26 protein-coding genes are annotated in these 25,267 nt (G+C 73.2%); 15 read left to right on the top strand and 11 right to left on the bottom strand.

What is annotated here, in order from left to right; all coding sequences use genetic code 11:
• Positions 1-3: 3 nt before the first annotated feature.
• Together ACSLTV_RS05275 and ACSLTV_RS05270 are read right to left on the bottom strand one after the other, a co-directional pair.
• On the bottom strand, positions 4-369 hold the full coding sequence (locus tag ACSLTV_RS05275; protein ID WP_435611702.1) for a hypothetical protein: 366 nt from the start codon (positions 367-369) through the stop codon (positions 4-6).
• On the bottom strand, positions 353-1,273 hold the full coding sequence (locus ACSLTV_RS05270) for a peptidoglycan recognition protein family protein (protein WP_435611701.1): 921 nt from the start codon (positions 1,271-1,273) through the stop codon (positions 353-355). The genes ACSLTV_RS05275 and ACSLTV_RS05270 overlap by 17 nt, the downstream gene beginning before the upstream one ends.
• A 191-nt stretch (positions 1,274-1,464) precedes the next feature.
• Between ACSLTV_RS05270 and ACSLTV_RS05265 the strand changes: the two genes are divergently transcribed.
• A complete protein-coding gene (locus ACSLTV_RS05265; protein ID WP_432135646.1) occupies positions 1,465-2,649 on the top strand; it encodes a MarP family serine protease in 1,185 nt (394 codons plus the stop codon).
• Positions 2,650-2,659: 10 nt separating this feature from the next.
• Here ACSLTV_RS05265 and ACSLTV_RS05260 read toward each other — a convergent pair whose 3' ends face one another.
• Positions 2,660-3,151 (bottom strand): N-acetyltransferase family protein, encoded by a 492-nt coding sequence (locus ACSLTV_RS05260; protein ID WP_432135647.1) that lies wholly within the window; start codon positions 3,149-3,151, stop codon positions 2,660-2,662.
• A gap of 71 nt (positions 3,152-3,222) precedes the next feature.
• On the opposite strand from ACSLTV_RS05260, the gene ACSLTV_RS05255 reads away from it, so the two are divergent.
• Both ACSLTV_RS05255 and ACSLTV_RS05250 read left to right on the top strand, forming a co-directional pair.
• A complete protein-coding gene (locus tag ACSLTV_RS05255; protein ID WP_432135648.1) occupies positions 3,223-4,110 on the top strand; it encodes a TIGR01777 family oxidoreductase in 888 nt (295 codons plus the stop codon).
• A 184-nt stretch (positions 4,111-4,294) separates the two neighbouring features.
• On the top strand, positions 4,295-5,842 hold the full coding sequence (locus ACSLTV_RS05250) for an NAD(P)/FAD-dependent oxidoreductase (protein WP_435611700.1): 1,548 nt from the start codon (positions 4,295-4,297) through the stop codon (positions 5,840-5,842).
• Positions 5,843-6,281: 439 nt separating this feature from the next.
• Here the strand turns inward: ACSLTV_RS05250 and ACSLTV_RS05245 are convergent, their stop codons facing one another.
• Positions 6,282-7,766, bottom strand: a complete 1,485-nt coding sequence (locus ACSLTV_RS05245; protein WP_432135650.1) for a regulator — start codon at positions 7,764-7,766, stop codon at positions 6,282-6,284.
• Positions 7,767-7,999: 233 nt separating this feature from the next.
• On the opposite strand from ACSLTV_RS05245, the gene lipB reads away from it, so the two are divergent.
• The 4 genes from lipB to ACSLTV_RS05225 all read left to right on the top strand — a co-directional run bounded on the left by lipB (position 8,000) and on the right by ACSLTV_RS05225 (position 11,178).
• A complete protein-coding gene (lipB, locus tag ACSLTV_RS05240; RefSeq protein WP_432135651.1) occupies positions 8,000-8,800 on the top strand; it encodes a lipoyl(octanoyl) transferase LipB in 801 nt (266 codons plus the stop codon).
• A 135-nt stretch (positions 8,801-8,935) separates the two neighbouring features.
• Positions 8,936-9,871, top strand: a complete 936-nt coding sequence (gene lipA / locus ACSLTV_RS05235; protein ID WP_432135736.1) for a lipoyl synthase — start codon at positions 8,936-8,938, stop codon at positions 9,869-9,871.
• Between the two features lie 268 nt (positions 9,872-10,139).
• Complete coding sequence (locus ACSLTV_RS05230) at positions 10,140-10,340, top strand: SCO2195 family GlnR-regulated protein (RefSeq protein ID WP_432135652.1); 201 nt, start codon at positions 10,140-10,142, stop codon at positions 10,338-10,340.
• Between the two features lie 136 nt (positions 10,341-10,476).
• The gene (locus ACSLTV_RS05225; protein ID WP_432135653.1) at positions 10,477-11,178 is read left to right on the top strand and encodes a DUF4191 domain-containing protein; all 702 of its coding nucleotides are present in this window, start codon (positions 10,477-10,479) and stop codon (positions 11,176-11,178) included.
• A 232-nt stretch (positions 11,179-11,410) separates the two neighbouring features.
• On the opposite strand, the gene ACSLTV_RS05220 is transcribed toward ACSLTV_RS05225, so the two are convergent.
• Positions 11,411-11,878 (bottom strand): RDD family protein, encoded by a 468-nt coding sequence (locus ACSLTV_RS05220; protein ID WP_432135654.1) that lies wholly within the window; start codon positions 11,876-11,878, stop codon positions 11,411-11,413.
• 208 nt (positions 11,879-12,086) lie between these two features.
• On the opposite strand from ACSLTV_RS05220, the gene glnA reads away from it, so the two are divergent.
• The 5 genes from glnA (at position 12,087) to pspAB (ending at position 16,299) form a co-directional block, all read left to right on the top strand.
• Positions 12,087-13,496, top strand: a complete 1,410-nt coding sequence (gene glnA, locus ACSLTV_RS05215; RefSeq protein ID WP_432135655.1) for a type I glutamate--ammonia ligase — start codon at positions 12,087-12,089, stop codon at positions 13,494-13,496.
• Positions 13,497-13,770: 274 nt separating this feature from the next.
• A complete protein-coding gene (locus ACSLTV_RS05210) occupies positions 13,771-14,067 on the top strand; it encodes a DUF3303 family protein (protein ID WP_432135656.1) in 297 nt (98 codons plus the stop codon).
• 202 nt (positions 14,068-14,269) lie between these two features.
• Positions 14,270-14,560 carry a hypothetical protein gene (locus tag ACSLTV_RS05205; protein WP_432155767.1) on the top strand — a complete coding sequence of 97 codons (291 nt, stop codon included), beginning with the start codon at positions 14,270-14,272 and terminating at the stop codon, positions 14,558-14,560.
• Between the two features lie 234 nt (positions 14,561-14,794).
• Positions 14,795-15,709, top strand: coding sequence for a zinc metalloprotease HtpX (htpX, locus tag ACSLTV_RS05200; protein WP_432135658.1), 915 nt, complete (start codon positions 14,795-14,797; stop codon positions 15,707-15,709).
• Between the two features lie 2 nt (positions 15,710-15,711).
• On the top strand, positions 15,712-16,299 hold the full coding sequence (gene pspAB / locus ACSLTV_RS05195) for a PspA-associated protein PspAB (protein ID WP_432135659.1): 588 nt from the start codon (positions 15,712-15,714) through the stop codon (positions 16,297-16,299).
• Positions 16,300-16,515: 216 nt separating this feature from the next.
• Here pspAB and ACSLTV_RS05190 read toward each other — a convergent pair whose 3' ends face one another.
• Positions 16,516-17,856 (bottom strand): DUF2252 domain-containing protein, encoded by a 1,341-nt coding sequence (locus ACSLTV_RS05190; protein ID WP_435611699.1) that lies wholly within the window; start codon positions 17,854-17,856, stop codon positions 16,516-16,518.
• A 310-nt stretch (positions 17,857-18,166) separates the two neighbouring features.
• Between ACSLTV_RS05190 and ACSLTV_RS05185 the strand changes: the two genes are divergently transcribed.
• Entirely contained in the window at positions 18,167-19,360 is a 1,194-nt protein-coding gene (locus ACSLTV_RS05185; protein WP_435611698.1) for a winged helix DNA-binding domain-containing protein, read from the top strand.
• Positions 19,361-19,453: 93 nt separating this feature from the next.
• On the opposite strand, the gene ACSLTV_RS05180 is transcribed toward ACSLTV_RS05185, so the two are convergent.
• The 4 genes from ACSLTV_RS05180 to ACSLTV_RS05165 all read right to left on the bottom strand — a co-directional run bounded on the left by ACSLTV_RS05180 (position 19,454) and on the right by ACSLTV_RS05165 (position 22,984).
• Positions 19,454-19,768: a hypothetical protein gene (locus tag ACSLTV_RS05180; RefSeq protein ID WP_432135662.1), complete on the bottom strand. Its 315-nt coding sequence runs from the start codon at positions 19,766-19,768 to the stop codon at positions 19,454-19,456.
• Between the two features lie 221 nt (positions 19,769-19,989).
• On the bottom strand, positions 19,990-20,451 hold the full coding sequence (locus tag ACSLTV_RS05175) for a hypothetical protein (RefSeq protein ID WP_435611697.1): 462 nt from the start codon (positions 20,449-20,451) through the stop codon (positions 19,990-19,992).
• 602 nt (positions 20,452-21,053) lie between these two features.
• Positions 21,054-22,241: a helix-turn-helix domain-containing protein gene (locus ACSLTV_RS05170; RefSeq protein ID WP_435611696.1), complete on the bottom strand. Its 1,188-nt coding sequence runs from the start codon at positions 22,239-22,241 to the stop codon at positions 21,054-21,056.
• A gap of 101 nt (positions 22,242-22,342) precedes the next feature.
• Positions 22,343-22,984 carry an HAD family hydrolase gene (locus ACSLTV_RS05165; protein ID WP_435611695.1) on the bottom strand — a complete coding sequence of 214 codons (642 nt, stop codon included), beginning with the start codon at positions 22,982-22,984 and terminating at the stop codon, positions 22,343-22,345.
• Positions 22,985-23,127: 143 nt separating this feature from the next.
• On the opposite strand from ACSLTV_RS05165, the gene ACSLTV_RS05160 reads away from it, so the two are divergent.
• Positions 23,128-23,490, top strand: coding sequence for an arsenate reductase family protein (locus ACSLTV_RS05160; protein WP_432135668.1), 363 nt, complete (start codon positions 23,128-23,130; stop codon positions 23,488-23,490).
• Between the two features lie 136 nt (positions 23,491-23,626).
• On the top strand, positions 23,627-24,337 hold the full coding sequence (locus ACSLTV_RS05155) for a hypothetical protein (RefSeq protein ID WP_432135669.1): 711 nt from the start codon (positions 23,627-23,629) through the stop codon (positions 24,335-24,337).
• Between the two features lie 3 nt (positions 24,338-24,340).
• Here ACSLTV_RS05155 and ACSLTV_RS05150 read toward each other — a convergent pair whose 3' ends face one another.
• On the bottom strand, positions 24,341-25,228 hold the full coding sequence (locus ACSLTV_RS05150; RefSeq protein WP_432135670.1) for an alpha/beta fold hydrolase: 888 nt from the start codon (positions 25,226-25,228) through the stop codon (positions 24,341-24,343).
• Positions 25,229-25,267: the final 39 nt, after the last annotated feature.

Below are 25,267 nucleotides of genomic sequence, written 5' to 3'. Positions count from 1 at the left end.
CGGTCACCCGGCCGGGGTGCGGCGGCGGCCCGTGTCCGACGGAAGGTAAGCCGGCGGCTGCTCGGCCCGTACGAGGTGGCGCGGCGGCGCCCCGTCGGGGTGCTCCAGCGCGGACGCGGTGGCGGCGGCCGGTCCGAGGACCACGGCGGTGACCGCGGCGGCCGCGGCCAGTACCGCCCAGGGCCGCCGGGGGCTCCTGACGTGCCGGCGTCCGCGGCCCGCACGGCCCCCGGGACCGCTCCGGGCGCGTTCGGCACACCCGATGCGGCCGATGCGGCCGATGTGGCCGATGCGGCCGATGCGGCCGATGTGGTCTGTGTGCTGGGTGCGCCCGGTCTCGGTGCGCCGGGTGTCACGCGTGTCCGCCATCTCCCCGCCCTTCGTCGGCTCCTGTCGGCACGACGGTAGGGCGGGGGGCTGGGCGGGCCCTGGGCGGCGGCTGGGGCGTCACTGTGAGGGGACGGCCCTGTAGGCGGGCGGCCTCCCCGCGGATGCCGGGCAGGTGCGCGGACAGGGCGGCGCCGGGGCAGCTCGTCATGTATCCGTCGTCGTGGCCGGCCACGGCGGGCAGCCGGACGGTCGTGCCGGCGGCGTAGCGGCTGCGGCTGTTGCTGGAGGTGAGGGGAACGGTGACGCGGGGGTCGATGTCGGACAGGCCGAGCTTCCAGGCGACGACGGCGGCTATGGCGTCGGTCATCGCCCGGGGGACGGGGACGCCCGCGGTGAAGGTGCCCAGGGCCGCGATGCCCGTGGTGCGGTGGTTGAAGCCCTGGGTGTGGGCGCCGGTGACGGGTCGGTCGACGCCGCCGGCGCGGCCCTCGTAGACGGTGCCGCAGCGGTCCACGACGAAGTTGTAGCCGATGTCGTCCCAGTCGCGGGCGCCGGTCTGCCCGGCGTAGAGGGAACGGATGATGCGGGGCGCGTCGGCGCAGTCGTAGCCGTTGGGCGAGTCGGTGTGGTGGATGAAGACGGCGACCACCTCGTCGTCGTAGCGCGGGGGTGGCTGGGCGCGCCGGGTGAGGGGGTCGAGCCAGGCGGAGCGGGGCACGATGGGCGGCCGGGGCGCGGTGTGGGCGGGGCGGGAGCGGTCGGTGGGCGGCCGGGTGCCGTCGGTGGACCGGGCCGTCGGGGCGTCGCCCTGGGCGCACATCGCGAGGACGGCGACGGCGGCGAGCGCGGGCAGGCCGCCGAGCACCACCAGGGCCGGCCTTCGGGTCGGTCCGCCCGCCCGTGACCGCATCGCCCCCAGCCGTCCGCGCAGCCCTGTCCGCATGGTCCCACTCTCGGGGCGTTCCGGTCCGTCCGCGATGTGTGCTGTGCCACCCGGTGGAACCATCGTCCCGTTCCACGACGTTTTCCGGGTTGCACGCGCGCGTGCACGGCGCGCGGGCCCACGCTCGTGTGGCTGGCTGATCACAGGGCCCTCCCCCCACGTACTCAGGGGTCCGAGAGAAAGGCGGCTCCGTGAACCTCCTGGACATCCTGCTGGTGCTCGTCGTGTCGGCCTACGCCGGCTCCGGCTACCGCCGCGGGCTGACGGCCGGCTGTGTCTCGCTGGCCGGCTTCGTCGGCGGCGCGGCCTTCGGCGTGTGGGTGCTCCCCTGGGTGATGGGCCTGGTGACGCCGGGGACCACGGCGGCGACGGTGACCGCGGTGTGTACGGTGCTGCTGCCGGCGGCCGTGGGGCACGAGCTGGCGGGCCGGCTGGCGGCGCGGCTGCGGCGCGAACTGGACGCGGGTCCGCTGCGGGTGGCCGACGGGATCGGCGGGGCGGTGGCCCACGGGGCGGCGGTGCTGATCGTGGCGTGGGTGGCGGCGAGCGTGCTGGGCGCGTCGTCGTCGCCCTCGGTGACCTCGGCGATCCGGGACTCCCGGCTGCTGGGAGCCGTGCAGGAGACGATGCCGGACACCACCCCGGCCTGGTTCGCGCGGGCCACCACCGCGCTCACCGAGGCGGGGTTCCCGCAGGTCTTCAACCCGTTCGAGCACGAGTCGACGGCCGAGGTGGCCCGTCCGTCCGGGGACAGCGTCACGGCGGCCGCGACGGACGCGGCCCGGCTGAGCACGGTGAAGATCGAGGGGGTGGCGGGCGACCAGGGCCGGGAGGGCAGCGGGTTCGTGTACGCGCCCGAGCACGTGATGACGAACGCGCACGTGGTGGCTGGCATCGACGAGCCGTCGGTGCGGGTGGGGGGCGTCGGCCGGTCGTACCCGGCGCGTGTGGTGCTGTTCGACCCCGCCAAGGACGTCGCCGTGCTGTACGTGCCGCGGCTGCGCGCCCCCGTGCTCTCCTTCGAGCCGTCGGCCGCGCGCGGGGACCGGGCGGTGGTGGCCGGCTACCCGCAGGACGGCGGTCTCGATCTGCAGGCGGCGACGGTGGCGGGCCGGGTGAAGGCGACCGGGCGCAACATCTACAACGACGAGGCCGTGGCCCGGGAGATCTACTCGGTCCGTTCCACGGTCCGCCCCGGCAACTCCGGCGGCCCGCTGCTGACCACCGAGGGCCGGGTGTACGGGGTGGTGTTCGCCCGCTCCACCTCGGACGCGGAGACGGGCTACGTCCTGACGGCCGCCGAGGTCGCCGAGGACGCGCGGCGCGCGGCGGACTCGACGGCCCCGGTGGACACGGGCGAGCTGATCAGCTCCTGACGGGCCGGGCTCACAGCCGCTGCCCCATGAACACGTCGTCGACGTACTCGCCCGCCAGCAGGAACTCCTCCGGCAGGACGCCCTCCACCGCGAACCCCTCGGACTCGTAGAGCCTGCGCGCGGGGGTGTTGTGGCCGAGGACGCGCAGGGTGAGACGGCGGGCGCCGCGCCGGCGGGCCTCGGCCAGGGCCGCGCGGATCAGCGCGCGTCCCACGCCCCGGCCGCGCGCGTCGTCGTCGACGACGAGTCCCTGGATCTGCAGGACGTGGGCGTTGGCGGCGAGCGGGGTGGGGGCGCCGAGCCGGAGGTAGCCGACGGGGCGGCCGGCCACCTCGGCGACCAGGCAGTCCTCCACGGCGTGCCGTTCGCCGAAGAAGGGCGGGAGGGGCGGCTCCGGCTCGGGCATCACCGCGTGCAGGGTGGACCAGGTGCGGTGGTCGAGGGCGGCCAGCTCCGCGTCGTCCTCGGCACGGGCGGTCCGTATGCGAAGTTCCTGGGACATGTGGGTCACCCTACGGCGGCGCTCACGCGATCAGACACGTGTTTCCCGGGTGCGCACAGCAGGATGGACGCATGCGACGTATTGCGGTGGCCGGTGCCTCCGGCCTGATCGGCAGCGCCCTGGTGCGGTCCCTGACCGCCGACGGGCACGAGGTGGTGCGCCTGGTGCGCCGGGCGCCCCGGGACGCGGACGAGGTGCGGTGGGACCCGGAGCGGGAGTACGTGGACACGGCCGGGCTCGCCGGGTGCGACGCGGTGGTCAACCTCGCCGGCGCGGGTGTGGGCGACCGGCGCTGGACGGACGACCGCAAGCGGCTGATCCGCGACAGCCGGGTGCTGGGCACCCGGACCCTGGCGCGGGCCCTGGCCGGGCTGGACGACGGTCCGCGGGTGTGGGTGAACGGCAGCGCGATCGGCTTCTACGGCGAGACCGGCGACCGGGTGACCGACGAGAGCGCGCCGGCCGGGTCGGGGTTCCTGCCCGAGCTGTGCGTGGAGTGGGAGGGCGAGGCGGCGCCGGCCGAGGCGGCGGGGGTGCGGACGGTGTTCACCCGCACCGGGCTGGTCGTGTCCCGGGACGGCGGGGCCTGGGGCAGGCTGTTCCCGCTGTTCCGGGCCGGTCTGGGCGGGCGGTTGGGCGACGGGCGGCAGTACTGGTCGTACATCGCGCTGCACGACGAGGTGGCGGCTGTCCGGCACCTGCTGGACCGTGACGACCTGTCGGGGCCGTTCAACCTGACCGCGCCCGAGCCCCTGACGAACCGTGAGATCACCGAGGCGATGGGGCGCGTGCTGCGGCGGCCGACGGTGTTCGCGGTGCCCGCGCCGGTGCTGCGGACGGCGCTGGGCGAGATGGCGGGGGACGTGCTGGGCAGTGCGCGGGTGGTACCGCGGCGGCTGCTGGAGTCGGGTTTCACGTTCGCGTTCCCGGGGATCGAGGACGCGCTGCGGGCCGCGTGAGAGCGCCCCGTGCGGTCACGTGACGCCCCCTCGGTCCATATGCGACCGTCGTGCGACCGTGCTCTGCTCATGCGCGACTGTTCCTGACCGTTCGCAGCCCTACCCTCGACCCGAACTCGGGTATCCGGGAAGCCAGTTGGGGGCATGACGTCTCCACCGGCCGCGCAACCGCGAGGAGGGGCACGTGCTAGAGCCCGCGTACCAGGCAGACGTCGTCGTGGTGGGAGCCGGGGTCGCCGGACTCTCGGCCGCCCACCGGCTGACCAGCGCAGGTGTGAGGACCGTGGTCCTGGAGGCCGCCCCCTGGGTGGGCGGCCGCATGTCGACCGAGAAGATCGACGGCTTCCGGCTCGACCGGATCGGACAGCTGCTGTCCACCGCGTACCCCGAACTGGGCCGGATGCCGGGCCTCGACGCCCTGGTCCTGCGCCCGTTCGCCCCCGGCGTCCTGCTGCACAGCGGCGGCCGGCACCACCGCGCGGGCGCGCGGACCGGAGTGGGGGGCGCACGGGGCGCACTGCACGTGGTGCGTGCCCTGGCGAGTTCGCCCCGGGTGCCGGGGCGCGCCTGGGGCTCGGGGGCGGCCCGGACGGCCGGGGCGCCGGGAGCGGTGCGGGCGGTCGCGCCCGCCTGGTCTGCCGGGGCGGGCCGGCCGTCGGGACTGCCGCTGCCCTCCGCACCGGCCAGGTCCCGCCCGGCCGGTGCGAGGGTGGGACCGCCCGCCCTCCGGGGGACCGGCGCCGGGCCGGTGCCGCCGCCGCGGGTCCGGCCGGGCGCCCCGCTGGGCACGGCCGTGGACCAGGCCCGGCTGGGCGCCGCGCTGGCGCGGCTCGGCGCCATGCCCGTGGAACGGCTGCTGGCCCGTCCGGAGTCCCCGGCCGGACAGGCCCTCGCCGGCCGGGGACTGCCCGCGCGGACCGTCGACGGGTTCCTGCGCCCGCTGCTCGCCGCCCTGCTGTGCGACCCGGACCTGACCACGTCCAGCCGGTGCGCGGACCTGGCGCTGCGGGCGTTCGCCACCGGCCGGCTGTGTCTGCCGGAGGGCGGTGCCGAGGCGCTGCCGGAGCTGCTCGCGCGGGCCCTGCCGCCGGGCACCGTGCACACCGGGGTGCGGGTCACGTCGGTCGCCACCGACCGGGTCACCACCGCCGAGCACGGGCAGTTCCGCTGCGGTGCGGTGCTGGTCGCCACGGACGCGCGTACGGCGGCCGACCTGCTGCCGGGCCTGCGGGTGCCGGAGTTCCACCCGGTGACGGTCGTCCACCACACCACGGACGAGCCGCCCGCCACCGGGGCGGCGCTGCTGCTGGACGCCGACCGGGGCGGCCCGGTCGCGCACACGGCGGTGGTCAGCGGTGTCGACCCGAGCCGCGCCCCCGCGGGCCGCACGCTGGTGTCGTCCACGGTGCTCGGCACACCGCCGCCGGGCATCGACACGGCGGTCCGCCGCCACCTGGCCCGGCTGTACGGCGTGCCGACGGACCGGTGGGAGACGCTGGCCGTCCACCACACCGCCGAGGCGGTCCCCGCGATGCGCGCCCCGCACGACCTGCGGCGCCCGGTACGGCTGCTGGCGGGGCTGTACGTGTGCGGTGACCACCGGGACACCAGCACGGTCCAGGGCGCCCTGCACTCCGCGCACCGGGCGGCCCGGGCGATCCTCGCGGACCTGGGCACGGCCGGCTCGCTGCACCTCGCCGACCCGGTCCGGACGACCCCGGAAGCCGCGTGACGCTGCCGCGGGGCAGCACACGGGGGAAGGACGCCCCGGGGCACGGACGAGCCGGCCCCACCGTCCGCCCCCGCCCACGGCACGACAGGCGCCGCCGGTCTACCCGGGAGCCCCGGGCTCTCGCATGGTCCCCGGGCCCTCGCGTGGGCCCCGGGGCAGGCGGGGACGGAGGACCCGGGGTGCCCCGGACGGCCGAGGTGACCGGGGCAGCCGAGGTGACCCGGGCGCCCGAGGTGACCGGGGGCGCCCCGGTCGGCCGGCGTTCCGGTCGGCCGGCGCCCCGGACAGCCGGCGCCCCGGACAGCCGGCGCCCCGGACAGCCGGCGTTCCGATGAACCGGACGACCCCGTCAGCCGGCGTTCCGGTCAGCCGACGGGCAGGGCTCCGCAGCCGGTCCGCGGGTCGCCCGGGCGCCCGCCACGGGCGCGGGTGGGCACGGTCAGCCCAGGGCGGCCGCCACCTTGTCGCGGTAGGTGCGCACCGCCGCCGCGTCCTTGTAGGGCTCCAGCCGCCGTTCGAACTCCCTGACGTACTCCACCGCCCGGACCGAGCGCATCTCAGCCGCCTGTCCGGCCGCCTCGGCGGCGAGCTGGCAGGCCTGGTCGAGCTCGCCGAGGCCGAGGCGCGCGGAGGCGAGGACGACCCGGCAGAACAGCCGGCTGCGGGCGTGGGCCGGGGGACGCAGCTGGAGGGCGCGCTCGGCGTGCTGGGCGGCGGCGCGGAACTGCTGGAGGTCCCGGTGGCAGTGGCCGAACTCGTCGGCCAGCTGCGCCTCGTCGAAGAACCGCGCCCAGAACGGCACCTCGTCGCCGGGCTTGGCCGCTTCCAGGGCGCGCTCGGCACGCACCAGCGAGGCGGTGCAGGCCCGGACCTCGCCCAGCACCCCGTGGCCGCGCGCCTCGACGGCGTGCAGCAGCGCCTGCACGGTCGGCGAGGCACCGGCACCGATGCCCTGCTGGGCCACCCGGGCCAGCTGCACCGCCTCCCGCCCGTGGCTCAGATAGACGGCCTGACGGCTCATGGTGATCAGCACGTAGGCGCCGTACGCCCGGTCCGCGGCGGCCTGCGACAGCCGCAGCGCCTGCACGAAGTAGCGCTGGGCGAGGCCGTGCGCGGCGATGTCGTACGAGGTCCAGCCCGCGAGGCGGGTGAGGTCCGCGGCGGCGGCGAACAGCCTGCGGCCGGTCTGCTCGCCGTAGACGCCCCGCAGCATCGGCTCGCACTCGTGCTCCAGGTAGCGCACCAGTGCCTGGCGCGCGTGGCCGCCGCCGTAGCGGTCGTCGAGGGCGCGGAACAGCTCGCCGACCGAGCGCAGGGCGTTGATGTCGCCGCCGGTGACCCGCTGGCCGGGGCCGCGCTCGCCCTGGCCGCGCGGCCGGGCCGGCGCCGCCCCGGGTCCGCCCGGTTCGGCCGCCGTCGGCACCTTGGCCGGGCGGCCCTGGACCGGTACCCGGACGGCGGTCGGCTCGCCGCGGGCCACCTTGTCGTCGGAGCGCCCGATCAGCCAGTCGCGGCTGGGCACGACCAGCCCGGCCGGGGTGAAGGCGATCTTGCGGAGCTCGGCGTGGCTGCCGGAGTCCTTGCGCCACAGCCCGCTGACGATGTCGATGGCCTCCTCGGGGGTGCCGGCGAACTCCAGACCGGCGTACACCGGCGCGCAGGCGTCCAGGCCGAGGTCCTGGGCGGTGAGCCGGCGGCCGAGGCGCCGGGTGAAGACCTCGGCGATCAGCGCGGGGGTGGTGCCGCGCGGCTGCTGCCCGCGCAGCCAGCGGGTGACGGACGTCTTGTCGTATCTGAGGTCCAGCCCGTGTTCGAGGCCGAGCTGGTCCACGCGCCGGGCGAGACCCGCGTTGGAGAACCCCGCTTCTGCGATGAGCGCGGCGAGTTGTCGGTTGGGGGTGCGCTGCGCGGGTCGTTCCGTCATGGTGCGGTGCGGTCTCCTGCCTTCCGGGCCTCTGAAGTGCCCGGATTGCCTGTGAGCAGCCCTTATGGCCTCGTGGACGGCGCGAATGTAGCTGAGCGTAAGCAGGCGGTCGCAACCTTCGGCGTTCGTTCATCCGATCGTGTGAGAATTGCCCGCCGGGCTGACGCGTGGCGGACAGTCGTACAGTGGCGTGGGCGTGTTTCACGCCTGACGACTTCGAGGAGGCGCTTGCCGTGAGTGAGCTGCGGTTCGTCCGGATGGGGTTCGGCGCGGACATGGTCGACTACCAGGTGGCGTGGGACGAGCAGCGCCGGGTGCACGCCGCCCGCTTCGCGGACGAGGCACCCGACACCTGCCTGCTCCTGGAGCACCCGCCGGTCTACACCGCGGGCCGCCGCACCGCCCCGGAGGAGCGCCCGCTCGACGGCACCCCCGTGATCGACGTGGACCGCGGCGGCAAGATCACCTGGCACGGCCCGGGCCAGCTCGTCGGCTACCCGATCCAGAAGCTGCCCCGCCCGGTGGACGTGGTCGCGCACCTGCGCCGCCTGGAGGAGGCGATGATCCGGGTCTGCGCCGACTTCGGCATCACCACCTCGCGCGTCGAGGGCCGGGCCGGCGTCTGGGTGCTGGGCGACCCGGTCGAGGCACGCCCCAGGCTCGGCGGGCTCACCCTCGACTTCGACCCCCGCGCCGCCGACCCGGAGTTCGACCCCCGCCTGAACGGTCCCGAGTACGCCCCGTCCAACGCCGGCCAGCGCCGCGAGGACCGCAAGATCTGCGCCATGGGCATCCGGGTCGCCAAGGGCGTCACCATGCACGGCTTCGCCCTCAACGTGAACCCGGACACCTCGAACTTCGACAAGATCATCCCGTGCGGCATCCGCGACGCGGGCGTGACCTCGCTCTCCTACGAGCTCGGCCGCGAGGTCACCATCGAGGAGGTGCTGCCGGTCGCCGAGCGGCACCTGCGCGACGTACTGGAGAACGCGGACCCGAAGCCGCGCGAGATCGAGAAGACGTCGGCGGCCTGACGTCGGACCGGGCCTTCGGGCATTCGAATCCACGGGCGTACCCTTGGGGGCGCCGAAGAATCAATCGCTAGGGAGCCGGTCGTGTCCGCAGTCGCACCCGACGGGAAGCAAGTGCCAAGCCCTGACGGGCGGCGAATGCTGCGCCTGGAGGTCCGCAACAGCCAGACCCCCATCGAGCGCAAGCCCGAGTGGATCAAGACCCGGGCGAAGATGGGCCCCGAGTACACCAAGATGCAGAACCTCGTGAAGGGCGAGGGCCTGCACACGGTGTGCCAGGAAGCCGGCTGCCCCAACATCTACGAGTGCTGGGAGGACCGGGAGGCGACCTTCCTCATCGGCGGCGACCAGTGCACCCGGCGCTGCGACTTCTGCCAGATCGACACCGGCAAGCCCGAGGCGCTCGACCGCGACGAGCCGCGCCGCGTCGGCGAGTCCGTGGTCACCATGGACCTGAACTACGCGACCATCACCGGCGTCGCGCGCGACGACCTGGAGGACGGCGGCGCCTGGCTGTACGCGGAGACGGTCCGCCAGATCCACCAGCAGACCGCCGCCCGTGAGGCCGGCCGCACCAAGGTCGAGCTGCTGGCCCCCGACTTCAACGCCGTGCCGGAGCTGCTGCGGGAGGTGTTCGAGTCCCGCCCCGAGGTGTTCGCGCACAACGTCGAGACGGTCCCCCGGATCTTCAAGCGCATCCGCCCCGGCTTCCGCTACGAGCGCTCCCTGAAGGTCCTCACCGACGCCCGCGACTTCGGCCTGGTCACCAAGTCGAACCTGATCCTCGGCATGGGCGAGACCCGCGAGGAGGTCAGTGAGGCGCTGAAGCAGCTCCACGAGGCGGGCTGCGAGCTGATCACCATCACGCAGTACCTGCGCCCGTCCGTGCGCCACCACCCGGTGGAGCGGTGGGTGAAGCCGCAGGAGTTCGTGGAGCTGAAGGAGGAGGCCGAGCAGATCGGCTTCTCCGGAGTGATGTCCGGGCCGCTGGTGCGGTCGTCGTACCGGGCCGGGCGGCTGTACCGGATGGCCGTCGAGAAGCGCGGCGGCTTCGTGGCGGGCCAGGCCGTGTGAGGGCTGCCCCCATGGCCGGGCGGCCGACTGTGTGAATTCACGCACAAGCGGCTACCGGCCGGTTCTGACCGGTTCGACGCGGTCCCGCCCGTCCTCCCAGCTGGGGGCACGGGTCGGGGCCGCGTTCGTGTTGCCGGGGCCCGGGATCGGCCGTATCAAGGCTTCATCGGTGTTTGACCGGTCGGTCACGCCCTGGTAACACCAATGAGTGACTCTGCTATCACACCCTGTAGGGCCTTACCCACCGCCACCGAGGGGGGACCTCATCATGCAGGCCGCGCCCGTACGCGCCACCGCCATCCCGTCCTTCACCGACGCGCTGCGCGCCGTCGAGTCGCTGCTCATGAGCGGCGGCCAGCGCACCGCCCGGCGCAACGCCTGGACGTCCGTCCTGGAGGACCGCCGCCGCGCCAAGGACCGCGTCGAGACGCAGCGCGTCCTCGAAGCGGCCGTCTCCGCCCGCTCCTGACCGGCCGCGGCCCCGCCCCAGGGGGCCGTCGCACCGCCGCCCCCGCCCCACGGGGGGCACCCCAGTCCCACCGCTCCCGGCCCGCCCCGGGACACCGCCGTCGTCGGCGCTCCCGCGGCCACGTAGACTTCGTGGCATGGCGAGGAAGGACAACGCGGCCGAGGCCGCGAACCCCGGGCGACTGAAGCAGATCGCCCTGACCTACAAGATGACCCGCAAGGCCGACAAGAAGATCGGTCTTGTACTCGCGGCTGTCGGAATCGTCACCTTCGGTGTCTTCCTCGCGATCGGTTTCTTGATCGGTCACCCCATCTATCTCGGCATCCTGGGCCTTCTGCTCGCCTTCCTCGCGTCGGCGATCGTGTTCGGACGCCGGGCCGAGCGGGCCGCCTTCGGCCAGATGGAGGGCCAGCCGGGCGCCGCCGCGGCCGTACTGGACAACATCGGCCGGGGCTGGACGACCACCCCCGCGGTGGCGATGAACCGCAGCCAGGACGTGGTGCACCGGGCCGTCGGCAAGGCCGGCATCGTCCTGGTCGCCGAGGGCAACCCCAACCGGGTGAAGAGCCTGCTGGCCGCCGAGAAGAAGAAGATGAACCGCATCGTCGCGGACGTGCCCGTGCACGACCTCACCGTCGGCACCGGTGAGGGGCAGGTCGAGCTGAAGAAGCTGCGGACCACGATGATGAAGCTCCCCCGGGTGCTCACCGGACCGCAGGTGACGGCGACGAACGACCGGCTGCGCGCCCTGGGCGACCTGATGAGCAACATGCCGCTGCCGAAGGGGCCGATGCCGAAGGGCATGAAGCTCCCGAAGGGCGGGCCGAAGGGCCGCTAGCCCCCAACCCACGATGCTGTCGGCCTCACGACCAGGCCCCGGGAACCTCCTACGGGTTCAGCCGGGGCCTTCGTCGTATCCCGTCCGCCGCATCCCGTCCGTCGTGTCCCGTCCGTCGTGTCCCGTCCGTCGTGTCCCGTCCGTCGCCGGGCGACGGAATGGCGCTGCCCGGTCGCGCGGTCCTCGCGCTCCCGGACGGCCGGACAGCCGGACTCGGACCGGACAGCCGGGCTCAGATCCGTACCTCCACCGTCCGGGCCAGCCGGTCGTGAAGACCCCGGCCGTCGCGGTCCCAGATCAGGGCCGGGACGGCGAGGCAGAGCAGGAAGGTGCGCAGCAGGGCGCGCAGCGGGCTGACCGTGCCGGTCTCCAGGCTCACGACCCGGATGCCGAAGAGACGCTTGCCCGGGGTGAAACCGATCGTGCCGACGGTGAGGGCACCCAGCGCGAAGAAGACGAGCAGCGCCCAGTTGCTGGTGGCGGGGCTGTAGCCGTCCGTGATGAGGCCGTATGCGATCAAGACGCACAGCGCCCAGTCGACGCCGATGGCACCGAGACGCCGGCCGGGGCGGGCCAGGGAGTTCGGCCCCTCCTCCGGCAGACCCAGCTGCTCACCCCGGTAGCCGAACTCCGCACCGGCGTCCTCCATGGCCGCGCGGGGCCCGGAGAGCCACGATCCGATTGCTTGCCTGTTGTCCACCCGTCCACGGTACTGCGCCCGTATATGCCCCCTGCGCCGAGGGTGGACCGGAGCTAGGCTCGGACCGGGGCCGGTTAACTTCAGCGAAACAAATGGGTCACGCCCGAGAAATCACCCGTCCCTAGGGTCGAGGACAGCGTGTGCCACCGCACTGGCCGCACGAACGAACTACCACCCCGGCATGGCGGTCGGGAGTAGGAGGAGCTGGATGTTCCAGAACGCCGACGAGGCCAAGAAGTTCATCGCGGACGAGGACGTCAAGTTCATCGACGTCCGCTTCTGCGACCTGCCGGGCGTCATGCAGCACTTCTCGCTGCCCGTCGAGGCGTTCGACCCGGACGAGGAGCTCGCCTTCGACGGTTCGTCGATCCGCGGTTTCCAGGCGATCCACGAGTCCGACATGGCGCTGCGTGCCGACCTGTCGACGGCCCGGGTCGACCCGTTCCGCCGCGACAAGACGCTCAACATCAACTTCTTCATCCACGACCCGATCACGGGCGAGCAGTACTCCCGTGACCCGCGCAACGTGGCGAAGAAGGCCGAGGCCTACCTGGCGTCGACCGGTATCGCGGACACCGCGTTCTTCGGTCCCGAGGCCGAGTTCTACGTCTTCGACAGCGTCCGCTTCCGGACCTCGGAGAACGAGTCCTTCTACCACATCGACTCCGAGGCCGGCGCCTGGAACACGGGTGCACTGGAGGACAACCGCGGTTACAAGGTCCGCTACAAGGGCGGCTACTTCCCGGTCCCGCCCGTCGACCACTTCGCCGACCTGCGCGCCGAGATCTCCCTGGAGCTGGCCAAGTCGGGCCTGCAGGTCGAGCGCCAGCACCACGAGGTGGGCACCGCCGGCCAGGCCGAGATCAACTACAAGTTCAACACGCTGCTCGCCGCCGCGGACGACCTGCAGCTCTTCAAGTACATCGTGAAGAACGTGGCCTGGCGCAACGGCAAGACCGCGACCTTCATGCCGAAGCCGATCTTCGGCGACAACGGCTCGGGCATGCACGTGCACCAGTCGCTGTGGGCCGGCGGCCAGCCCCTCTTCTACGACGAGGCCGGTTACGCGGGCCTGTCGGACATGGCCCGCTACTACATCGGCGGCATCCTCAAGCACGCCCCGTCGCTGCTGGCCTTCACCAACCCGACGGTGAACTCGTACCACCGTCTGGTGCCGGGCTTCGAGGCCCCGATCAACCTCGTCTACTCGCAGCGCAACCGCTCCGCGGCCATGCGTATCCCGATCACGGGGTCGAACCCGAAGGCCAAGCGCGTCGAGTTCCGGGCGCCCGACTCCTCCGGCAACCCGTACCTCGCCTTCTCGGCCCTGCTCCTCGCGGGCCTGGACGGCATCAAGAACAAGATCGAGCCGGCCGAGCCGATCGACAAGGACCTGTACGAGCTGGCTCCGGAGGAGCACGCGAACGTCGCCCAGGTCCCGACCTCCCTCCCGGCCGTCCTCGACTCGCTCGAGTCCGACCACGAGTTCCTCCTCCAGGGCGACGTCTTCACGTCCGACCTGATCGAGACGTGGATCGACTTCAAGCGCACCAACGAGATCGCCCCGCTGCAGCTGCGCCCGCACCCGCACGAGTTCGAGCTGTACTTCGACGTGTGATATCGCCCCAGGTCGAAGCGGGTTTCCGCTCGCCTGGACCGTCCTGGGCCGTCGGCCGGCCCTCCCCGCACGGGAGGGCCGGCCGACGGCTTTCGCGGCTCCGGGTGGGCGTGTGCCGCCACCCTCGCGGACCGGGCGACGCGGGAGCGGGACACGGACGGGGGGCGAGATGTTGCTGCCCGGCGCACGCGCGGTGAGGCTGACCCTGACATCAACGGACCCCAGCGGGCGATCGGGACCGAGCCGATCGCGGCGGGCGGAAGGAGCGCAGGCAATGAGGGTCATGCTGAGAGCACGTCTGGACACCCAGGTGTCCAACGAGGCGATCAAGAACGGCACGCTGCCGAAGATCATGCAGTCGATGGCGGAACGGCTCCACGCCGAGGCGGCCTACTTCGGGCCCAGCGAGGGCGGGCGCTCCTGCACCTTCGTCTTCGACATGCAGGACAGCTCCCTGCTCCCCACGATCGCGGAGCCGCTCTTCCAGGAACTCGGCGCGCGGATCGAGATCCAGCCGGTGATGAACACCGAGGACATGCAGAAGGGCCTCGCCGCCCTGCAGCAGGGCTGAGCCCCGGCCGGCGCCCACACCTGATCCGCCGGTCCGCCGGTCCCGCCGCGCCACGGCCCCTGACCTGGAAGTCCGGTCGGGGGCCGCTCGCATGACCGGCCTCCGCGGCCACCGCCGTTTCCCGGGGGCGGGGGTACGGGCGTATGTTCTATCGCATCGTTGCAGTCGTCGACTTCGACAAGGCGGTACGGGGGCGTACGGGATGGCGGGACAGACGCACGGGCGTGGACAGGGGCCCGACGAGCACGGTGACGAGCGCGAGTTCGACCTGCGCTGGGCGGATGCGGCCGAGCACAAGGAGCCGTCCGCGCGGGCGCGGATGCTGGCGGCCCGGTGGCAGGACAGCCCACCGGAGGCGGTGCCGTTCCGGGGGGATCCGGACGGGGTGGGGCGGCAGCGGTCGGGCTGGGGGGCCGTGGCACTCGTGCTGGGGTGTGTGGTCGCGGTGATCCTGGTGCTGGGTTACCTGGGCTTCCAGCCGCCGTACTGGTAGCGGCTGACCCCGTACCAGGAGCTGTCGGCCACCGCCGCCCCGCGCCTTCACGCGGGTCCCCTGGTCAGGGGACATGGGGACATGCGAACATGACCGGGCGCCGAGGCCGACCCCCGCGGTCAGGGACCTTTGCCGGGGCCGGGGCCGTTCGGGACCGTGCCTTCGGCGGGGGGCGGTGCACACTGGGCAGTGGGGCGAGTGTCTGACTGCGGGTGTGACTGCGGGGTGGTACAGATGCGGAGCCGGTTCCAGAGCGATCGGCGGCTGACCGTGCGGATGACGGTCACCATGTTTCTGCTCGGGCTTCTCTACGTGGCGTTCGTGGCGGCGCTGGTGCTGCTGCTGAGGTCGTGGGTGATGGTCGCGGTCGTGGCCGCGGCGCTGCTCGGCGCCCAGTACTGGTTCTCGGACCAGATCGCGCTGTTCGCGATGCGCGGGCGGGTGGTGGAGCGGGAGGAGTATCCCGAGCTGCACGCCGTGGTGGACCGGCTGTGTGCCATCGCGGACATGCCGAAGCCGGTCGTCGCCGTCTCCAGCATGGACATGCCGAACGCGTTCGCGACGGGGCGCAATCCCGACAAGGCCGTGGTCTGCGTGACGACCGGGCTGCTGCGGCGGCTGGAACCCGCCGAACTGGAGGGCGTCCTCGCGCACGAGCTGTCGCACGTGGCCCACAAGGACGTCGCCGTGATCACCATCGCCTCGTTCCTCGGTGTGATCGCGGGTCTGATCGTGCGGTTCGCGTTCTACTCGCAGCTGTTCGGCGGGCGCCGGGACCAGAACACCGCGGCCGTGTTCGCCGCCGTGATGGGCGTCTCGGCTGCCGTGTACGCGGTGAGCTTCCTGCTGATCAGGGCCCTGTCCCGGTACCGGGAGCTGGCCGCGGACCGTGCGGCCGCGCTGCTGACCGGCCGGCCCTCGGTGCTCGCGTCGGCACTGACCAAGGTGACCGGTGACATCGCGCGGATCCCGACGAAGGACCTGCGGACGGCGCAGGCGTTCAACGCGTTCTACTTCACCCCCGCCGCCGGCAAGGAGCCCGGCATCGAGCGCGTGTTCTCCACCCACCCGACCCTGCAGCAGCGGCTGGAGCAGCTGGAGCGGATCTCCGCCGAGCTGGGCGAGGCCGCGGCGCCCGGCGAGAGGTGAGCATGGGACTCCTGGACATCCTGCTCGGCCGGACGAAACCGGTCGCACCCGATCTCGGTCAGCTGTTCGCGCTGCCGTCCGCGGCGATCACTCTGGAGGCGGCGGCCGGCTTCACGCCGACCGGGCAGGGCGCGGTGTGCTTCGCCACGGTGGAGGGCGGGGCCTTCGAGCAGACGCACCGGGAGGTGCGGGCACTGCTGGACGCGGACACCGGCCGCACAGGCCCACCGGTGGAGCTGACCCGGGACGACTACGGCTACTCGTGGCTGGTCTCCCACCGCTCCCCCGACCAGCTCGTGGAGCTGGTCAACGACCTGCACGCGGTGAACAGCGCCCTGGAGGCCGACGGCTTCGGCCCCCAGCTGCTGTGCTCGCTGGCGGGCTTCCGCAGCGCCGACGACGGCCGGCGGCTGGCCCTGGTGTACCTGTACAAGCGGGGTTCCTTCTACCCGTTCGCGCCGCTGCCCGGCGGCGGACAGCGGCGCGACAACGCACTGGAGCTGCAGGTGAAGGCGGCCCTCGCGAACGACCTGCGGATCGAGGGGGACCTCGGCCGGTGGTTCCCGGTCTGGGGCGCGCCCGGCCTGTGACACCCCGCGCGGCTCGGGGGCGGGGTGGCTCGGGGGCCGGGGTCCTGCCCCCGGCCCGCCGGTCGGCCCCTGAGCCCGCGCTCGCGCCGGTGGCGACGCTCCCGCCCGGCCTGCCGGTAGCGGTGGTCGGGAAGGTCGCGGCGGCCGGGGCGGGGCGGTCGGGGCACGCCTCCCGCCAGGTGCGCGCGATCCGCGGCTGCCGCGCGCCGCACACGCTCACACCCCCGGCGCCGCCGCGACGACCCCCGCCGCGATGGCCGCGCCGAGCGCCGCGTGGTCGGCGTCCGTCTGGTCGGCGTACGCGAGGGCGAACTCGGTGACGGCCCGTTCGAAGGTGTCGGCGGAGCCGAGGTAGCCGCCGATGGCGATGCGGTCGCCGGAGCGGGCATGGGCCCGGGCCAGGGCGGTGCCGCACAGGCGGGCGTAGCCGAGCAGGTCGGCCGGCCCCATGCCGGCGACGTCGGCCGAGCCCTTCATGTCGCGCAGCTGACGCCAGTAGAAGGCGCGGCCCTGCGGCCCGGTCATCCAGCCCAGGAAGATGTCCCCGGCGGCCTGCAGCAGCCGCTGCCCGGCGACGACACGGTGGCCGGGATGGACGTACGGCCCGCTCGGCAGGTACTCCTCCAGGACGGCCGGCCGGGCCTCCTTGATCTGCAGGAACAGCGGGTCGTCCGCGTCGCGGCCGGTGAGCAGGACGACGAAACAGCGAGTGCCGACGCTGCCGACACCGACCACCTTGCGGGCGGCGTCGACGAAGCGGTAGCGGTCGAGGAGGAGGCGGCGCTCCTCGGCGAGGGTGGAGCGGTAGTCGCTGAAGATCTTGCGCAGCGCGGCGGTGTCGGAGGCGCCCGCGGGCTCCAGCAGCGGTGGGTCGTGGATGATGCGGCGCTGTCCGTCGACGACCTCGGTGAGCTTGCCGAGGGCCTGCAGGTGGGTGCGGCGGCGGGCGCGGGTGAGGCTGGCTTCGACGCGGCGTCGGGGGCCGGCGGAACGGGCGAGGGCGAGGAGCTGGTCGGCGTCCATCCGGGCGTACCAGACGTCGAGTTCTCCCTGCCGGGCCAGCCGCCGCATGGTGGTGCGGTACGCGGACGCGGCCTCGCGCGCGGCGAGGCGGACCTTGGGCTCCTTGTGGCCGTTCTCGCGTCCGGCGACGGCCACGGAGGCGGCGAGCCGTTTGACGTCCCACTCGAAGGGGCCGGTGTAGGTCTCGTCGAAGTTGTTGAGGTCGAAGAGGAGGGTCCGCTCGGGGGACGCGAACAGGCCGAAGTTGAGGAGGTGGGCGTCGCCGCACAGCTGGACGGTGAGTCCGGTGTGGGGCTGCGCGGCGAGGTCGGCGGCCATGACGGCGGCGGCACCGCGCAGGAAGGACAGCGGTGAGGCGCTCATCCTGCCGTACCGGATCGGCAGCAGCTCCGGCAGCCGGTCCTGGCCCTGCCGCTCCAGCAGGGCGACCGGGTCGTGGCGGTCGACGGGCGGCAGCCATGCGGCGTGTCCGGACCGGGGGACCCGTTTGCGGGCGCGTCTGCCGAGGTCGGCCCGGTCGGTCGGGGTCGTCATGTGCCGCGCCCCGGCTCGGGGCGCACCGGTGTGCGCTGCCGTGGCTTCATCCGGCCTCCCGTCCGCGCGTGCTCACCACTCACGATTCCCCGATGCCAGCAGTGAAAGCCGGACGCGGGCGGGGCGCACGCGGAGTACGGCGGACGGGTGACGGGGCGTTGTCAGTGGCGGCGGGCAGGATGGTGGGAGCGGCGGCGCGCCGCTCGGCACGGCTCGGGCAGGGCTCGGCACGGTTCGGCGGTCGGCGGTCGGCGGTCGGCGGTCGGCGCCTCGGTGCAACGGGTCCGGGACGGTACGGAGGACGGACGGGATGAGTCAGGCACGGCGGCACATCGGGGTGGCGGAGCGACGTGCCCGGCTGGTGGCCCGGCACCGGTTGGCGGCGGAGGCGCGGGCCGGGAGCCCGGAGGAGGTCGCCGACGCGCTGGTGGCGCTGCACGGCTCGGATCCGGCAACGGTGTACCTGGCCATAGGGGCGCGGCTGGCGGAGCCGGCGGCGACGGTGGCGCAGACGGAGCGGGCGCTGTACGCGGACCGGTCCCTGGTGCGGATGCACGCCATGCGGCACACGGTGTTCGTCTTCCCGACCGCGCTGACCGCGGTGGCGCACGCCTCGACGAGCCTGACGGTGGCGGCGCGGGAGCGGGCGTCGCTGCTGAAGAACATGGCGAAGGTGGGTGCGCCGGACGCGGTGTGGCTCAAAGAGGTCGAGGAGTCGACGCTGGCGGTGCTGGCCCGGCTGGGCGAGGCCACGGCAGCGGAGCTGGCGCGGGAGGAGCCGCGGCTGCGGGAGCGGTTCGCACACTCGGTCGGGAAGCCCTACGAGGCCATGCATTCGGTGTCGTCGAGGCTGCTTCGGGTGCTCGGCACGGAGGGGAAGGTGGTGCGGGGCCGTCCGCTGGGCTCGTGGACGTCCAGCCAGTTCCGGTGGGCCCTGGCACCGGAGCACCCGGAGCTGGACGGCGGCGAGGCGCGGGCCGAGTTGCTGCGGCGCTGGCTGGCGGCGTGCGGTCCGGCGACCGAGGAGGACCTGAAGTGGTGGACGGGGTGGCGGGTGTCGGACGTGCGGCACGCGCTGCGGGCGATCGGAGCGCGGGAGGTCGCGGTCGACGGGGGCCCGGCGTACGTGACCGCCGGTGACGAGGAGGAGGTGGCCGGCCCGGCGGAACCGTCGGCGGCGCTGCTGCCCGGTCTGGACCCGACGTCGATGGGGTGGCTGCGGCGGGACTGGTACCTGGCGCCGGAGCTGCGGGGCGCGCTGATCGACCGGGCCGGGAACATCGGGGCGACGGTGTGGTGGGACGGCCGGATCGTCGGGGGCTGGGCCCAGCGGGCGGACGGGGAGATGGAGTGGCGGGTGCTGGTGGAGGGCGGTGTGGGCCGGGAGGCGGAGGCGGCGATCGAGCGGTCGGCACGGCAGTTGCGGAGCTGGCTGGGCGACACCCGGGTGCGGCCGCGCTTTCCGGCGCCTCTCGACAAGGAACTCGGCGGATACGTCAAGTGACGCCGGGGGCGGCCGGGGCCTCGACGATCCGTCGGCAGGGCGGCCTCGAACCGCCTACCGGGTGCCGCGCGGACACGGCACCCGGCGCCGGCGTCACCGGCTGTAGCGCATCAGCGCCCGCACCATGTGGCAGGTGGTGTCGGACGGCGGGTGGACGCCGATCTGCTCGGCCGTGCTGCGGATCGTCTCGTTGCGGGCCTGGTTGGGCATGTAGACGCCCGAGTCGAGCAGGGCGATGGCGAGGCGCATCGCCTTGAGACGGCGGTTGTGCGTCATGTACCACTCCCTGGGGCGCCCGGGCGGCAGCGGCTGCTTCACCACGGGCGTGCACGGCAGTTCGAGCAGGACGGGTCGCTTGGCGGTGGACTGGGTGGGCAGCGGCTTCACCTTGGTTGCGGCAGCGGGCACGGGCATCCTCCTGTCGCGGTCAGGGCCCTCACCGGACACCCCGGCGGGACCCTCGAACACTGCTTCTATTCTACCGGTCACCACTGACAAAAGCCCCTGGCCACAGGGGCTTTGAGGCCGTCACGCGAGCACCTCGGGCCTCATGGGGATCCGGGTCGACCGGGCCCGTGGCGCGGGCCCGGAAGGAGTCCGTCACGGCCGCGGGGGCGCGGCGAACGCCGTCACGGCCGGAGGGCCGAGGCGGGCCCCGGCTTGCACGGTTCGCGGTGTGTGTAGACCGTGGGCGGGAAGCCGGTGGCGGACTCGGGCACGAACGCGTCGTACGGGCGGCCCGGCTCGATGCGGTCGCCGCAGCGCCCGCAGCTCACCCAGTGACGTAACGTCAGCCGGTTCAGCAGCCGCCCGGTCTCGCACAGTGTGGGGCGGTGAGCGCAGTGCCCGCAGCTCTGGACGTGGTCGAAGAACCCCGAGTGGGCGCGGCGGCCCGTGCAGGGGCGGCAGGCGCGGGGGAACCAGCGCTCGGGTGGTTCCCGCTCACCGAGGTCGACGGCCGACTCCGCGTTCAGCGCGTACCCGCACCAGACGCAGGTGGCGCCCCGCCGCTGGCCATCGTCCAGTTCCTGCTGGGCGGGCAGCTTCAGGGCGGCCAGCGCCTCGGACGTGATCTCCAGGGTGCCGTTCACCGGGCCGTCTCCGCTCGGTGGTGGGGGCAGGCGCACGGCGGGTAGTACGTTCCCGGCCTGGCCGGGAGCGAGCCGGGCGCCGGCGGCACGAGGCGCGGGCCGGTGTCGGCGGTGATCGTGCCCGCTCGGTTCACGGTGTAGACGCGAATCGTCAGGCCGCCAGGCTGCCGGCCGGTGTGAGGTACCTGATCGCGCTCTGCCATTGCGGCGCGTGGTGTGCTACTTGTGGGCACTGTCGGCGCTCCTCGTCAGCGTTGACCACGCCCCCGGACCTAGCCCGTCGCGGGGGTCTGTGGCTTCCATGCGGCAGTCACACGGCGGCACCGCTGTACGACATCCGCATGTGACGATCGGCCACACTCGGGTGCTGCCACGGACCACGACGTGTCCTGCCTCGCGCAGCGCTTTGTTCACTGCCCCGCAGTAAAAGCAGGCTTCGCCATGCAGGCGGGCGATGATCACGTCCCCACTGACGACCGTGGGCACGATGTGGAGCACGTCGGGCATGCCCGCCTCCATCCGCTGGGTTCTGCGCGTGCAACAGATGGTGGGGGCAGGAGAAGACCACAAGTACCCCTGTCAGGGGTAGCCGAGGACGCCTGCTACGTAGCGGCGCACCACTCGGCGAAGTTGGTGAGGCTTTCGGAGTCGGCTCGCTTCAGTCGACGTAGGGTGGCGGCGTCCTCACGGACCCAGCGGTGTTCTCGGGTGTGCTGAGGAGCGATGTGACGGGCCACTTTGAGAGATTCGAAGGCGTCGTCGGACAGCCCTGCCCACAGCTGGGCGCGCGCCAGCTCGATGTAGAAGCCTGAGCGCCGCTCAGCCGGAAGGTCCTTCGGCGGCTTCCACTCCCTGGCCACGTCCAGGGCACGGCCGACATGGTCGTCTCCGAGGCTGACAGCGACGGACACCTCGTGGATCCGCACGGAATCCGGACCGAACGCGGTGCCGTAGTAGACGTCCTCACGGACGCGGTCCGCCAGAGCACGGGCTTCGCTGAGGTGGTCGGTAGCCGCCGCATCGTCGCGCGCCCGGCCTGCGACGACGGCAGCCCTCATGTGCAGAGTGCCCGCCACGGCGGCTTCGGCCGACGTGGACGGGGCAGGAACGGCATCCACAGCCTGCTGCAACGCACGCAGTCCAGCGGCATGTAAGCGGGCTGCGAGGAAGGTCTCTGTCCGGACGTACGCGACGGATGCCGTCAGGAGCGGATCACCCGACTCGGGCACTGCCCAGCGCATGAGGTCGATCAGACGAGCGGAGAGATCCCGGGCGCCGAACTTGTAGGCGACGGCGTCGGCGGACCGGCAGGCGCTGACCAGCAGACTGGCAGCCTCGGCGCGCTCACTGGCGACCGCACCATGGTAGGCGCGGGCAAGCTCGGTCAGCAGGTCGGGCAGCTCTCGGGCGATGCGGGAGTATTGCGCGCCCAGCCTCCAGGTCACGGCCTGGCTGACCGCCGTCCGCAGCTCCTGTACAGGGCGGACGAAGCCGTCGTCCGGAAGGTCGTACGCGGCGATGGCAGCCGACAAATCAGGAAGCGCGTCGCGTACGCGGGTGTGTGCCGGGCTGCGATCGGTGCGCAGGCTGCTGGAGTCGACGCCGAGCGCGGCAGCGATGGCTTCGAGGGTGGCCTCGGTAACGCCTCGTTCGCCTCTCTCGATCTTCCGGATGGTCCCGAGTGCGACACAGGACATATCGGCAAGCTGCTGTTGCGTCAGCTTCGGCCGCCTGACGCTGCGATAATAGGCGATCCTTCGGCCCACTCCGCCATCGGTGTTCGCGGCCATGACATCTCCGTTCGACGCACCCGCTTCGGACCGTACTCGCACGGGGGCGCCACGCGTACAGGAACGGCCTCACCAACCCCCGTCCGGGTGGGGCTTGTTCATCAGCCCCCCACGATGGTTCGAAGCTCCATGAGGCTGTCGATGCACCAGTCGGCTGCGGCCACCACCTCCGGGTCACCCGCCCACAGATGCCCCCACGGCCCGCGCCGCAGGTGCGCCACACGCAGTCCTGCCGCACGTGCGGGGAAGACATCGTTGGCCGGATGGTCCCCCACATACACCGTGGCCCTGGCCGGAGCCTGCGCCACCTCCAGCACCCGCTGAAAGAACTCGGGGTGCGGCTTGGCCACGCCCCACTCCCCCGACGTGACAACAAGGTCGGCGGGCAGGCCCAGACCTCGCAGCAGTTCACCTGCCCGGACCGTCTGGTTGCCCGCGATGACGACGCGCGCGCCAGCTGCCCGGAGGGCGGCCAGGGCGGGGCGTACGTCTTCATGCAGGTCGCTGTCGTCGAGGTACTCACCACGGCCGGCCGCCTCGCGCGCACGGTACTCGGCGGCCACGTCGATCCCGGGCCGCATCAGGCGGAGAGCCTCGGCATTGTCCAAGCCGCGGGCGACGACGGCGCCGACGAGCGCGGAGAGCGTGTGGCGCGGGACAGACAGCCAGTCTGCCCAGGAAGCCCAGTACCGGTCGTCTCGGGTGATCGTCTCGCCGATGTCCAACACGATGGTCTCAATCACCTTGCGAGCGTACGGCTCCCTTTCCGGTGCGGGCCCGCCGCGGGAACGGGGGTGCGGCGCTCTGCCGCGCCCCTGTCGGCGGCCCGGCACAAAGCCCCTGGCCACAGGATCCGTCTGGCCGTGCCGCCGGTACCGTGCCCCCCATGGAGATCTGGATCAACCCCGCCTGTTCCAAGTGCCGGGGCGCGCTCACCCTGCTGGACGCCGAAGGTGCCGACTACACCGTGCGCCGGTATCTGGAGGACGTGCCGAGTGCCGAGGAGATCCGGGAGGTCCTCGCGCGGCTCGGGCTCGAACCGTGGGACATCACCCGCACCCAGGAGCCCGCGGCGAAGGAGCTGGGGCTGAAGGAGTGGCCGCGCGACGACGCGTCCCGGGAGCGGTGGATCGGAGCGCTGGCCGAGCACCCCAGGCTGATCCAGCGGCCCATCATCACGGCGGACGACGGTTCGGCCGTGGTCGCCCGCTCCGAGGACGCCGTGCGCGACGCGCTGTCCCGGAAGTGAGTCCGATCCTGGCGGCCAGGGGCCCAACTGCCGCGTGACTCACGTCACTTCACCGACTCCTGTCACCGGCTGAGTCATCCCGTTCGGTATCTCGTACATAGCGGCGTACGCTCCCCTACCTCTTCAGGAGGCGCGCATGTCGCGCAGGAGAACGCTCAGCAAGAAGAAGAAGCTCGCGCTGCTGGTGACCGCGGCGACGATGGCCGGAGGCGGCGCTTTCGTCCTGGCGAGCACCTCGAACGCCGCCCCGCCGGCGCAGACCGCGGCGGAGTCCACCGTCTGCCAGGGCCTGGCCACCGCGCTCGGCAACAACGAGCGGTTCATCGAGGGACAACGGGCCGCCCCGGACGCCCAGTCGGAGGCTCGGATCGCCAACCGGCAGGCGGTCATCGAGCAGATCAAGGTCCAGCAGAAGGCGTCGGGCTGCGTCGTGGGGGAGTCGGCTCAGGACTCCCAGGCGGCGCAGAACGGCGGTCAGGCCGAGCAGGGCGGTCAGGCCGGACAGGGCGGCGAGGGCGACCAGGCCGGGCAGGGCGGCCAGCAGGCCGCGCCGTCCGAGCCCGCCCAGAACGCGGGAAACGCCGGCGGTGCCGCCACCGGACAGCAGGTGTGCAACGGATCCACCGTCACCCTCTCCGGCGAGGGCGGTGCGCCCGCGGCGTCCAGCAACCAGTTCCCGGCCGGAACCCGGCTGAAGGTGACCAACCTCGACAACGACAAGTCCACGACCGTCGAGGTGACCTCGGTCTCCGGCAGCTGTGTGCTGCTGAACAACGCGGCCTTCGAGCAGGTCCGCGAGCCGGGCAAGTTCCTGATCCGCCGGGCGCTGATCGAGAAGGTGGGGTGATGCTCAGGACGACGATGTAGCGCAGTCGCTCAGAAAGTCGCTCAGGCGGCGGCCCAGGGCCGGGGAGGCGCCTTGGGGCAGCGCGTGGTGCGAGACGCCGGGCAGGATCTCCGTCTCGGCATCGCGCAGCACCTTCCCGGCCCGGGCCGTCACCGCCGAGGCGTCGTGCGTCCTGCTGTTCGCGGCCACGAGCAGCAGGACCGGCAGGTCGAGCGCGCGCAGGGCGTCCGCCGACGGGCGCGGTCCGGTCACCGGCCGGGCCGCCGGGAAGCCGGCCGCCGCCTCCTGCAGACGCAGCCAGTCGGGGTCGAGCTCCGCTCCCCCGGCAGCCGCTCCCCCGGTCTCCCAGGTGAGGAAGGCCCGCACCCGGCGCGGGGTGGGCCGCAGCAGCATCGGCAGGGCACGCAACAGGTAGGCGGCCCGGAACCCGGCGAAGCACTGGGTCGGGTCGAGGAGGACCAGACGGCGCACCCGGCGGGGCGCGTGCAGCGTGTGCTGCAGGGCGATCCAGGCGCCGTAGGAGTGCCCGCAGAGGTCGGCCCGCGCCACGCCCAGCCCGTCGGACAGGGCGTCGAGCCAGGCCGAGAGGTCGGCTGCCGTGCGCAGCGGCCGGTCGCCGCCCCTCGCGCTCAGCCCCGGCGCTCCGACGAGGTCGACGGCGTACACCCGCCGTGTCCGGGCCAGTTCACCGGCCTGTGCGTACCAGGACGCCGAGGTCGCTCCCCCGCCGCCCGGCAGGAGCACCAGCGCGGGCGCGTCGCGCGGGCCGCAGACGTTGACGTGCGTGGTGCCGTACGGGGTGGGCACGTCCAGCGCTTCCCGGTCCGCGGGCCATTTCGCCAGCACCTTGTCGTACGCCGCCCGGAAGGCGTCACCGTCGTGGGCGCTCATCGCCGTACCCCCTATTATTTCGCTGAGCGAGACAGTCGT

Origin of the sequence: Streptomyces sp. bgisy159, from assembly GCF_965341775.1 — a bacterium.
Taxonomy (GTDB): domain Bacteria; phylum Actinomycetota; class Actinomycetes; order Streptomycetales; family Streptomycetaceae; genus Streptomyces.
The sequence above is the reverse complement of the archived record's forward strand: the minus strand, read 5'-3'. Positions and strand labels throughout refer to the sequence as shown.

Excerpts from the sequence above, each read along its gene's own strand:
- htpX (WP_432135658.1), top strand. The coding sequence starts at position 14,795 with ATGCGGAGCCGGTTCCAGAGCGATCGGCGGCTGACCGTGCGGATGACG.
- ACSLTV_RS05230 (WP_432135652.1), top strand. The coding sequence starts at position 10,140 with ATGCAGGCCGCGCCCGTACGCGCCACCGCCATCCCGTCCTTCACCGAC.
- ACSLTV_RS05255 (WP_432135648.1), top strand. The coding sequence starts at position 3,223 with ATGCGACGTATTGCGGTGGCCGGTGCCTCCGGCCTGATCGGCAGCGCC.
- ACSLTV_RS05150 (WP_432135670.1), bottom strand. The coding sequence starts at position 25,228 with ATGAGCGCCCACGACGGTGACGCCTTCCGGGCGGCGTACGACAAGGTG.
- ACSLTV_RS05155 (WP_432135669.1), top strand. The coding sequence starts at position 23,627 with ATGTCGCGCAGGAGAACGCTCAGCAAGAAGAAGAAGCTCGCGCTGCTG.
- ACSLTV_RS05270 (WP_435611701.1), bottom strand. The coding sequence starts at position 1,273 with ATGCGGACAGGGCTGCGCGGACGGCTGGGGGCGATGCGGTCACGGGCG.
- ACSLTV_RS05225 (WP_432135653.1), top strand. The coding sequence starts at position 10,477 with ATGGCGAGGAAGGACAACGCGGCCGAGGCCGCGAACCCCGGGCGACTG.
- ACSLTV_RS05185 (WP_435611698.1), top strand. The coding sequence starts at position 18,167 with ATGAGTCAGGCACGGCGGCACATCGGGGTGGCGGAGCGACGTGCCCGG.
- ACSLTV_RS05260 (WP_432135647.1), bottom strand. The coding sequence starts at position 3,151 with ATGTCCCAGGAACTTCGCATACGGACCGCCCGTGCCGAGGACGACGCG.
- glnA (WP_432135655.1), top strand. The coding sequence starts at position 12,087 with ATGTTCCAGAACGCCGACGAGGCCAAGAAGTTCATCGCGGACGAGGAC.
- ACSLTV_RS05205 (WP_432155767.1), top strand. The coding sequence starts at position 14,270 with ATGGCGGGACAGACGCACGGGCGTGGACAGGGGCCCGACGAGCACGGT.
- ACSLTV_RS05245 (WP_432135650.1), bottom strand. The coding sequence starts at position 7,766 with ATGACGGAACGACCCGCGCAGCGCACCCCCAACCGACAACTCGCCGCG.
- ACSLTV_RS05160 (WP_432135668.1), top strand. The coding sequence starts at position 23,128 with ATGGAGATCTGGATCAACCCCGCCTGTTCCAAGTGCCGGGGCGCGCTC.
- ACSLTV_RS05170 (WP_435611696.1), bottom strand. The coding sequence starts at position 22,241 with ATGGCCGCGAACACCGATGGCGGAGTGGGCCGAAGGATCGCCTATTAT.
- pspAB (WP_432135659.1), top strand. The coding sequence starts at position 15,712 with ATGGGACTCCTGGACATCCTGCTCGGCCGGACGAAACCGGTCGCACCC.
- ACSLTV_RS05275 (WP_435611702.1), bottom strand. The coding sequence starts at position 369 with ATGGCGGACACGCGTGACACCCGGCGCACCGAGACCGGGCGCACCCAG.
- ACSLTV_RS05190 (WP_435611699.1), bottom strand. The coding sequence starts at position 17,856 with ATGACGACCCCGACCGACCGGGCCGACCTCGGCAGACGCGCCCGCAAA.
- ACSLTV_RS05210 (WP_432135656.1), top strand. The coding sequence starts at position 13,771 with ATGAGGGTCATGCTGAGAGCACGTCTGGACACCCAGGTGTCCAACGAG.
- lipA (WP_432135736.1), top strand. The coding sequence starts at position 8,936 with ATGCTGCGCCTGGAGGTCCGCAACAGCCAGACCCCCATCGAGCGCAAG.